The sequence below is a fragment of the Actinomyces oris genome, assembly GCF_001929375.1.
GTDB classification, from domain to species: Bacteria; Actinomycetota; Actinomycetes; order Actinomycetales; family Actinomycetaceae; genus Actinomyces; species Actinomyces oris_B.
The window spans coordinates 20,442-30,137 of the sequence record NZ_MSGO01000033.1 but is presented as its reverse complement, the minus strand read 5'-3'; the positions used below and the strand labels follow the sequence as shown (position 1 = coordinate 30,137).

Below are 9,696 nucleotides of genomic sequence, written 5' to 3'. Positions count from 1 at the left end.
GGCATCGCCCTGGGATTCCGCAACCTGGCCAACTACACCATCCGCAGCCTCATCCACACCGGACGCCTCAAAGACCACCTGACAACAACCACCTAAACCAACCGATAAGCCCCACCTACCACACCCTCAAACACGAAGAGCCCCTTAACCCCCGAACACACGGGCTAACCCACGAACTCGCCAGTCAGGGCACGGAGGGTGAGTGTCATGACTTCTGAGACGCTCGCTTGGACGGGAAGCCGGGGCGGGCGGTTGGCTGAGGGAAGAGGCCTGGCAGGTCTTGGCGGGTCGCTGGTGTCCATGGTGCTGACATCAAAGGCGCACCGGCGCCGCACGCCGAAGATCAGCCGCAGGATTCCAACGATCCCCACGGGGTGCTTCGATGACTGGATCGTTGATGTCAGCGCGGTGGACACCGGGCCGCGCGGGAGTGAGTCCGGGGCTCTTGGTGGAGCTCGGTGCCTCCGTCACAGGTCCGCCCGGAGTCGGCCTACTGCACGAGGGGCGGGATCCACTGGCCAAGGGGTGTGCGTACTGCACGAAGGCCCCACCTACCCGCAGTACCCCCGGCCCTCCTCCAGTAGCACCCCACCCTCGTGCAGTGCATCAGATGACGCCGGCAGCCACCGGAGTGACCGGGGCAGCTCCCCTCCGACAGGCCGAAGCGCAGCTCTCCCATCTGGCAGACGTATTTAAGCGGTGTTCCGCGATGTCATGACGTCCGAAACTCTCAGAAGTCATGAGACAACACAGAGGCGTCGTCGTCCCGGTTGCTCGCCCAGACAACACTGACGACAACGGTCGTGGCCGTGGCGATCACGGTGAGTCCGATGAGCACGGGGATACTCAGGAACGATGCTGAGACCGCTGAAGCACCGGTTGAGTGTTCTGAATGGCGTTGTATGAAGACCAGAACGCCTCCGGCCGCGCACAGGACCCAGAAGCCGGCCTGAAGCAGACGACGGAAGACGTCATCATGGGCCAGGTCCGGGTCGGACAGGACTTCCTGAATCAGGACGGAGACGGCCCACTGGTCACTGGGCATCGTGGGAGTACCTCCTGGTGAATCTTGGTCGAGAATCCGGGTCCCACGATGCCCCCTCTACTGATCTCAGGCAGCCACACCGGCCAGGGAAGCCCCGCAGGAATTGCCACCACACTAAGAGACTCACCCTGAAGACGTAGAAAAAGCCGATCATGATGATGAGGGATGAGGTGAGAAGAACCTTGAGTCTGCCTCTTCTGATGGTCCTGGTGACACTGTGGGCGTCGGGCAAGGACGGCCCCATACAGCCGTCAAGAGTGACTCCCCGCCTGCGTGTCTCACCATGAGGGCGGGTGATGAGATCGGGGCGTAGCCCCGCTTCGACGTCGAGCGGGCGCGACGATCCCGGCTGCTGCCCGGTCATCCGGGTGAGGACTGAGCACAGGAGCTGCCACTGCTCCTCGGCGACGAAGTCCGGCGTGCGCAGAATTCAGGCGCTCCGGAACCCAATGACCGTGATGAGTACGCCCAGGACGATGAATCCGGCAGGCAGGAGCGGTGGGGGGAGAAGAAGGCTCCGAAGCCGACCATGGCCAACCTGCCCCACGTCCCCGGGCCCCACTGCTCGACTGTGACGACGCCGCCTTTTTGACGTACTCGTACCGCGAGGAGCTTACAGCGTGCGATCGTGGGGCATGGTGACGACTTGCAGGCACAGGGCCGGGCATACACATGCGGGCTTGTCTCCGTGGGGTTGGGCAGAACTCAGGTCAGTCCTGCCTGATGGCGCAGCTCACTGTCCTTCTGCTGTATCCAGTGCCTGCCGATCACCACGGTGGCGAGTGCCGCAGCGATGACGACCAGTGCAAGGACCGAATTCCATATCAGGGCGTGGGTGTGAGCCTCCAGCGAGGAGGAGCTGGTCGAGAGCACAGTCTGATTCAGCATCACAGATGCGAATATGGTGAGGACTGTCACGACGAACTCAACCAGGAACACGATCGCAGCAAGGTTCCAGTAGCGCTCGCGCCGGCGCGCATCGCACCATGCGGGCAAGGAGGCGGTGTCGACATCCTCCCAGCTGATCTTCTGCGGCTCTTCCCCTGCGGGCATCGTGCTGGGATAGGAGACGAGGAGACGGTCGCACCGCTTGGCGGAGTAAGAGAGGATCGCGCCGAAAACGCTGACGCCGAAGAGCAGGGGAATGAGTGTGAACTGCCCGGCGGCGATGAACATCAGGAAGATCAAGACCCCCGCGGTCAGGAACACTGAGGCGAAGATGGTCATGCCGACGAGGGCGCGCCGCCCCTGCCTGACGCGCTTGGCGACGTCGTAGGCGTCCGGCCATGGAGGACCCATACGTCCGTCACGGGTGACTCCTCGCCTGAGAGAGACTCCGTTCGGGTGAGTGACGAGATCCCGGCGCAGGCCCGCCTCAATGTCCAGGGGGCGTGACGAGCCGGGCTCCTGCCCTGCCAGCTGGGTCAGGGTCTGACGCAGCAGCCCCCACTGCTCCTCGGCCACGAACCTTGGAGTGCGCAGGACCCACGCGGCGCGAGCGCAGGTGACCGCGATAGCGAGTGCCACGAGGACGAAGAAGCCGGGCAGAATCATGAAGAGCTTCTGCAGGCCGGCAAAGGGGCCGCCCGGGGGTGCGATGGAAGTGCTTCGGTGCAAGGAGATGGCCAGGTACAGGCCGATTCCCGCCAGCCCCAGTGAGGCGACGGTCTGCAGCAGCCGCAGCAGCGCGCCCCTGCTGAGCTGAACGGACAGTGCCGCCGTACCCGGGTCGTAGGCGGCGACGGCATGGTCCACGGCTTGACGAACCTGCTGCTCACTTGCCGCACTGGCCGGAATGGTCAGACGCTCCTTGACGAGGGCAAGACCTGTTGGCGACCCCAGGCCGGACTCGAAGCTCGGAATGTCATGGTGCTCCACGTAGCCGCGATGAGCTGAGTCGGAGGTGCTGATCGTGCGAATGCTCTCCACGCGGGAGGGGACCCGCTGCTCGACCGTGATGACATCGCCGCGCCTGCGTACTCGCACCGAGGGCAGCATCCAGCGGGGAATGGTGGGGCCATGGCGTCGGCTGTCAGGTGCGGGGGCGGTAGTCACTCAGGCTCTTCTCGTTGGGGGACGTCGCCCTTGAGCATAGGCGCATGAAATGACCCGGGAGAGGAATTCGAGCGGCTCATCAAGGGCGAGGGGAGGGAGAGGCGTTAGCATCGGCCTCCATGGACTCCTTTGAGATGACCGTTGCTGCTGACGGCGACCTGCCTGCACTTGTCCTGTCGGTCCCGACCGGTGATGACCTCGACCGCATCACCGAGATCTGCCAGGACGCGGACATTCAGGAGTGGACCTTCGTCCCCCGCAGCTACCAGCGCAGTGACGCACAGTTCTTCGTCGAGCAGGTCGTGGCCAAGGGCTGGAGCGAGGGGCGTGAGCTCACCTGGGCGGTTCGCGAGGCCTGCGACGACGGCGCATCTGCGACCCTCGTGGGCATGCTCGGCATCACCCTGAGCGGTCCCGACGACGCTCGGACAGGGGAGATCGGCTACTGGCTCGCCGCCGCCGCGCGCGGGCGCGGCACGATGACCCGCGCCGTCGCCGCCCTCATCGATACGGCCTTCGACCCGAACGGCCCCCTGAGCCTGTCCGCCCTGCGGTGGCGCTGCAACATTCACGAGACGAGCCATGGGCCGGTGCCCAACTGGGCCTCCTGGAAGGTGGCCTGGTCACTCGGCTTCCAGCGGGAAGGGAGAGTGCGCCGCTTCCTGCCCAATGACGGTTGCCTCCATGATGGCTGGATCGCCACCCTGCTGCCCGAGGACCCGCGCGTGCCGCAAGCTCCCTGGGACGGCCCCGTTGACGCTGGCGGCGTCCTCCCCCTTGTGGCGCACGACGGCGTCGGAGAGCGGGAAGGCGACGACCCCGAGGCCCTCGTGCGCCGCTTCCACCACATCTACGGACTTCCCGTCCAGACCGACGGCGCCAGCCTCGAGCGCGAGAGCCTCGGCATGCGCATGAGTCTCATCGGCGAGGAGTTCGCTGAGCTCGTCGGAGCCGTCTACGGGCAGGCGGCGCGCACCGAGATCGAGTCGAGCTACCACCGCGCCGTGGCTGCCGACGACGGTGCTCGTGACACCGTCGAGGCCGCCGACGCTCTGGCGGATCTCATCTACGTCATATACGGCATGGCCCTGGAGACCGGGATCGACCTGGCGGCCGTGCTCGCCGAGGTGCAACGCTCCAACATGTCCAAGCTGGGCGCTGACGGAAAGCCGATCTACCGCGAGGACGGCAAGGTCCTCAAGGGACCGGGTTACTTCCCTCCGAACGTGGAGGCAGTGCTGCGCCGTCGCCGCCTGCGCTGAAAGGATCCCCTCACCGCACCCATAACTATACTGTGCGTATAGTACAGTTCTGGTTGCGGCTCGTACTCCTGGACTTCGTGCCTGGGCAGCCCTGGCCGTCCTGACCCTGGCCGTGACCCTGCTGGCCATCGACTCCACGGTGCTGGCTCTGGCCATCCCCTCGCTGAGTGCGGACCTGAGTCCAACGGCCAGCCAGCTGCTGTGGATCGTGCCGATCACCTACGCCGTCAAGTCCTTCGCCCACGATGGCCTCACCGTCATCGCGGGCGTTGCGCTGGTGGGTGGCCTCGTCGGCGGATGGCTGTTCATCAGGCGTCAACGCACGCTGGCCACGCCGCTGATCGACATCGAGCTCTTCCTGCGCCCCGCATTCACCTGGGCGATTGCGGCCACTGTCCTGGCGATCTTCGCGTTGGCCGGCCTGCTGTACTTCTTCTCCCAGTACCTCCAGCTCGTCCGGGGCTACTCCACGCTCCGAGCGGGTCTGACCGAGCTGCCACCTCCATCGTCGTCGTCGCGGTCGTCGCCGCGGTGGTGCGCCGGCTCTGCAATGGCCGGGCGCTCGGAAGCGGCCTGCTTGTGGCCGCGGCAGGGCTGGTTGTGGTCGCGCTGGGGGGAGTCCTACGGTGGAATCGTGGTGATCTGCGTCGGTCTGCTCATCATTGGCGCAGGCATTGGCCTGGCCTTCACGGTCTCCACCGGAGCGGTTCTGGGGGCGGTGCCGGCGGACCGGGCAGGAGCGGCCTCCGCCATCTCCGAGACCGGTCTCGAGCTGGGCGTCGCCCGGGGGATCGCGGTGCTCGGCACGATTCAGGATGTCGGCTACCGGCTGCTGCTCGGGCGGGTGCCATCGGGACTTCCGGGGCGCGTGGCCGACGCCGCCGAGCAGTCCCTGGCCACCCTGGCGGGCGCCATCGACCCGGGCGACTCCGGGCAGGCCGAGCTGATGGTCCAGGCCCGAGAGACATTCACCTGCGCCATGCAGGCCACGGCGGTCATCGCCGCCGTCATCCTCCTGGGCACGGGCGTCATGGCCGCACGCCACGTTCCGGCGACGAGTGAGACCAGTGAGGAGACCTCATGAGAACCTCGAAACGCGACCGCATCATCACCGGGGCGCTCGAGCTCGCCCACCGTGAAGGCTTCGATGCCCTCACCTTCGACGCCCTGGCCGAGCACGTCGGACTGACCCGAGGTGGAGTCATCTACCACTTCCACACCAGGACCGAGCTCCTGGAGGGCATCGCTGCGGCCTTCCGGGAGCGGTGGCGGGCCGAGGCGCTGGAAGCACTGGGCAAGCCGCTGGAGGAAGCGAGCCAAACCGAGCGCATCGAGGCTTTGACTCGCTCCGTCCTCGACGGAGAGATCCTCCCCGGAGAGGTCAGCTTCATGCTCTCGACCACACCCCAGGCCGAGACGATCAAGAACGCCTGGGACGCGCTGCGCGACGAGTGGGTCGGCGAGGTTCCCGAGCTCACCCCGATGCAACGTGTGGCGCTGCTGGCCGTGGACGGATGGTGGGCCAACCGTGCTGTCGACAGCCGCCGCCGCAACCCCGATGAGCCCGCCATCGCCGACCTCATCGTGTCCCTGGTGGTGGGAAACCCGCCTGACCAGAAGCTCTTCAAGCCGTCCGATAAGGACCAATGACCCACGAATGTCTGCACGTTGTGCTTGAGATGCCCTGGGCTCATGGCACGATGGGCCCATGAGCGAGACCACCGACGCTACCGACCTCCCGGAGTCGAACGTCTTCGCCAAGCCATGGCCGCTCGACCTCGGCCTGCCCGGCTTCACGGCCGTGGACCACGCCGACATCGAACCCGCCATCCGCGCCGGGATGGCTGCCGAGCGCCAGGAGTGGGAGGCGATCGCCACCAACGGGGACGAACCCACCATCGCCAACACCGTCGACGCGTTGGAACGATCCGGTGAGCTGCTGGAGCGGGCGCTGACGGTGCTGGACGCTCTGACCTCCGCCACCGACTGCCCGGACCTCGACGAGCTCGAGGAGGCCCTGGCCCCCGAGCTGGCGGCCCACTCCGACGCCTATCACCTCGACTCACGTCTTTACCATCGCTTCAAGGTCCTCGACGACCTCGTGGCCGCAGTCCCTGAAGGACGGGACGCGTGCGACGCCGACGGCACCGTCATCGACGCCGAGGCCGCCCGCCTCATCCGCCTGACCGTCGAGGAGTTCGAGCGCAACGGCGTCGGCCTGGACGAGGCGGACACGCACGCGCTCAAGGAGATCAACGCCCGCGTCAATGCGCTCAAGATGCGCTTCTCCGTCCTGGCCACCGAGGCCATGCACGCCGCCGGAGTCACCAATGTCACGGTGCCCCCGGCCCTGGCCGCCACCCGACCCCACGGCACCAGGCTCGCCCTGCTGGAGACGTCCATGAGTCGAGGTCTGGGGAAGCAGGGCGTCTTCGGTGACACGCGCGGCATCGTCCTGGAGCTCGCCCTGCTGCGCGCCGAACGGGCCGCCCTCCTGGGCTTCCCGCACCACGCTGCCCTCGTGGCCGCGGAGTCGGCCGCTCGAACCACCGAGGCGGTCTCGGAGCTGCTCGGCCGGCTCACGCCGCCGGCCATGGCCAATGCCCGCGCAGACGCTCAGGTCTATGCCGCCCGCATGGACCTCGACCCGCAGACTCAGGCGGGTGAGGCCTTCGGCCCCGCCGACTGGCCCCTCTACGAGGCTGCCGAGCGCAAGGAGCGCTTCGGCGTCGACGACGAGGTCCTGGCCCCCTACCTGGAGCTGTGGAGCGTTGTCACCAAGGGGGTCTTCTACGCCGCCAACCGCCTCTACGGCATTACCTTCCACGAGCGCGAGGACCTGGCGGAGCACATGTACGCCCCGGGCGTGAAGGTCTGGGAGGTGCGCGACGGCGAGGACTCGCAGGCGCCGGTTCTGGGCCTGTTCATCGGCGACTACTACGCCCGGGCAGGTAAGTCCGGCGGCGCCTGGATGGACAGCCTCGTCACCGGCTCAGCGCTCACCGGCCGCAAACCGGTCGTCATCAACTGCTGCAACATCGAGCAGCCCGCCTCCGGTCCGGCCCTGCTGACCTGGGACGAGGTCATCACCTGCTTCCATGAGTTCGGGCACGCCCTGCACGCCCTGTTCTCCCAGACCCGCTACCCCTCGGCCTCCGGAACCGCCGTGCCCCGCGACGTCGTCGAGTTCCCCAGTCAGGTCAACGAGAAGTGGGCGCTTCACCCCGAGGTGCTGGCCTCCTACGCGCGCCACGTGGACACCGGTGAGCCCCTCCCACCCGAGCTTGCCGAGCAGCTGCGCGGCCAGGGCACCTTCGGTCAGGGCTACGCCACCACCGAGTACCTGGGGGCGGCCCTGCTCGACCAGGCCTGGCACACTCTGGCCCCCGGTGAGGTTCCCAGGGACGTTGCCGAGGTGGAGGACTTCGAGCACCGGGCCCTGGCCCAGGCCGGAGTCGATGACGCGCTCGTGCCTCCCCGTTACCGCACCACCTACTTCTCCCACGTCTTCGCCGGGGGCTACAGCGCGGCCTACTACGCCTACATCTGGAGTGAGGTCATGGATGCCGACGCCATCGAGTGGTTCACCACTGATGGTGCGATCAACGGCGACCTCGGCCTGAACCGTCGGGCCGGAGAGATCTTCCGCCGCGAGTTCCTCTCCCGTGGCGACTCCCGAGAACCTCTGGCCTCCTACCGTGCCTTCACCGGGCGCGACCCCGGCATCCTGCCCCTTCTTCAACGTCGCGGACTGGCCTGATGGACGCGGTTCGCATCTTCTCCCTCTCATCACCGGAAGGAACATAATATGGCTCGCGTCACCATCGTCGGCGGTGGATACGGTGGCATCACTGCCGCCAAGGCCCTCGACGACGTCGCCGAGGTCACCCTCGTGGAGCAGAAGGACACCTTCGTCAGCCACGCCGCGGCGCTGCGCGCGGCGGTCGACCGTGACTGGGCGGAGAAGATCTTCCTGCCCTACGACCGGCTTCTGACCAACGGGCGCGTCGTTCACGGAACGGTGCTGACTGTGCGAGGCGCCACCGTCGAGGTCTCCGGTCACGGGCAGATCGAGGCCGACTACCTGGTGCTGGCCACCGGGACCGCCTACCCCTTCCCCGCCAAGCACATGGAGTCCTCCTCCGTCATCGCCAAGGCCCGTATCGAGCGCGTTCACTCCAACCTCGAGCAGTCCTCGCGAGTGCTCATCGTGGGCGGCGGCGCCGTCGGTATCGAGCTGGCCGGTGAGATCACCTCGGCCTTCCCGGACGTCAAGGTGACCATGCTGGAGGCCTCTGACAGGATCCTTCCCGCCGGCGACTACAAGCCGGAGATCCGTGAGGCCATCTCCGACCAGCTCACCCGGCGCGGGGTGGAGATCCTCACCGGCGACTCCCTCAGCTTCCTTCCCCCGATCGACGTCGGCGTGCTCTCGCCCTTCCGGGTCACCACCCAGGGCGGGCGCCAGCTTGAGGCCGACATGTGGTTCCGCGCCTACGGCTCGGCGGCCGCCACCGGATTCCTCGGCGAGGACTACGACGAGGTGCGCCACTACGACGGTACGATCCGCGTGGACGAGTACCTGCGCGTGGTGGACCACCCCGGTGTCTGGGCCATCGGTGACATCACCGATGTGCGTGAGTCCAAGCGCGCCGACGCCGCCCGGGCCCATGCCCGGGTCGTCGCCAGCAACATCGCCGACATCATCGCCGGCCGTGAGCCCGCCATGACTTACACTCCCGGAACCGAGCGGATCATCCTGCCCCTGGGGCCCGACGGCGGTGCCTCCCAGATCCTGCGCGACGGTGTGCGCGTGGTCGTTGGCCCCGAGGAGACCAGCAAGATCAAGGGGGAGGACCTCTTCCTGGGCTTCATCCGTCAGGAGCTGGGAATCGATCCGGAGGCCTGATCGGGCACGACGCGGCCCTGCAACGCCGTCCGCCTGTGCGCTGTGCGGGGGATAGCCGGTAGTGTGTCCCACATGACGAACGATCCGCGGTCCGCGCTCAACCGACTCATCGCCGCCTTCGAGGCGCACCTGGATGCTGCCGCGACCGGTGACGAGCTCTCCCCGGCCGTGGTCGCGGCCGAGAACGCCCTCCAGGACGCCTTCTTCACCTACGACGACTCGCTGTTCACCGCATACGGCATCGAGCTGCCCTTCGAGGCCTTCGACTCCGATGGCGACGACGAGGACGACGATGACGACGATGACGATGATGAGGACTACGACGACAGCGAGTACGACGAGGACGACGACTACGACGACAGCGATGATGACGATGATGAGGACTATGACGACGAGGACTGACTGACGCTCTCTCGGTCATTCCT

General features: G+C 66.9%; 8 protein-coding genes. 6 read left to right on the top strand and 2 right to left on the bottom strand.

The features are described 5' to 3' along the window. Positions 1 to 730: 730 nt before the first annotated feature. Both BKH32_RS07640 and BKH32_RS07635 read right to left on the bottom strand, forming a co-directional pair. Entirely contained in the window at positions 731 to 1,045 is a 315-nt protein-coding gene (locus tag BKH32_RS07640; RefSeq protein ID WP_075249383.1) for a hypothetical protein, read from the bottom strand. Between the two features lie 705 nt (positions 1,046 to 1,750). Further along, positions 1,751 to 3,100 carry a hypothetical protein gene (locus BKH32_RS07635; RefSeq protein ID WP_075249382.1) on the bottom strand — a complete coding sequence of 450 codons (1,350 nt, stop codon included), beginning with the start codon at positions 3,098 to 3,100 and terminating at the stop codon, positions 1,751 to 1,753. Positions 3,101 to 3,219: 119 nt separating this feature from the next. Here BKH32_RS07635 and BKH32_RS07630 point away from each other — a divergent pair, with 119 nt between their 5' ends. The 6 genes from BKH32_RS07630 (at position 3,220) to BKH32_RS07605 (ending at position 9,673) form a co-directional block, all read left to right on the top strand. After that, a complete protein-coding gene (locus BKH32_RS07630) occupies positions 3,220 to 4,362 on the top strand; it encodes a bifunctional GNAT family N-acetyltransferase/nucleoside triphosphate pyrophosphohydrolase family protein (protein WP_075249381.1) in 1,143 nt (380 codons plus the stop codon). A 112-nt stretch (positions 4,363 to 4,474) separates the two neighbouring features. Beyond that, positions 4,475 to 5,446, top strand: a complete 972-nt coding sequence (locus tag BKH32_RS07625) for a hypothetical protein (RefSeq protein ID WP_430383794.1) — start codon at positions 4,475 to 4,477, stop codon at positions 5,444 to 5,446. Further along, complete coding sequence (locus BKH32_RS07620) at positions 5,443 to 6,012, top strand: TetR/AcrR family transcriptional regulator (RefSeq protein WP_075249380.1); 570 nt, start codon at positions 5,443 to 5,445, stop codon at positions 6,010 to 6,012. The genes BKH32_RS07625 and BKH32_RS07620 overlap by 4 nt, the downstream gene beginning before the upstream one ends. A 58-nt stretch (positions 6,013 to 6,070) precedes the next feature. Beyond that, positions 6,071 to 8,122: a M3 family metallopeptidase gene (locus tag BKH32_RS07615; RefSeq protein WP_075249379.1), complete on the top strand. Its 2,052-nt coding sequence runs from the start codon at positions 6,071 to 6,073 to the stop codon at positions 8,120 to 8,122. A 48-nt stretch (positions 8,123 to 8,170) separates the two neighbouring features. After that, positions 8,171 to 9,271, top strand: a complete 1,101-nt coding sequence (locus BKH32_RS07610) for an NAD(P)/FAD-dependent oxidoreductase (protein ID WP_075249378.1) — start codon at positions 8,171 to 8,173, stop codon at positions 9,269 to 9,271. Positions 9,272 to 9,343: 72 nt separating this feature from the next. After that, positions 9,344 to 9,673 (top strand): DNA primase, encoded by a 330-nt coding sequence (locus BKH32_RS07605; protein WP_075249377.1) that lies wholly within the window; start codon positions 9,344 to 9,346, stop codon positions 9,671 to 9,673. Positions 9,674 to 9,696 lie beyond the last annotated feature (23 nt).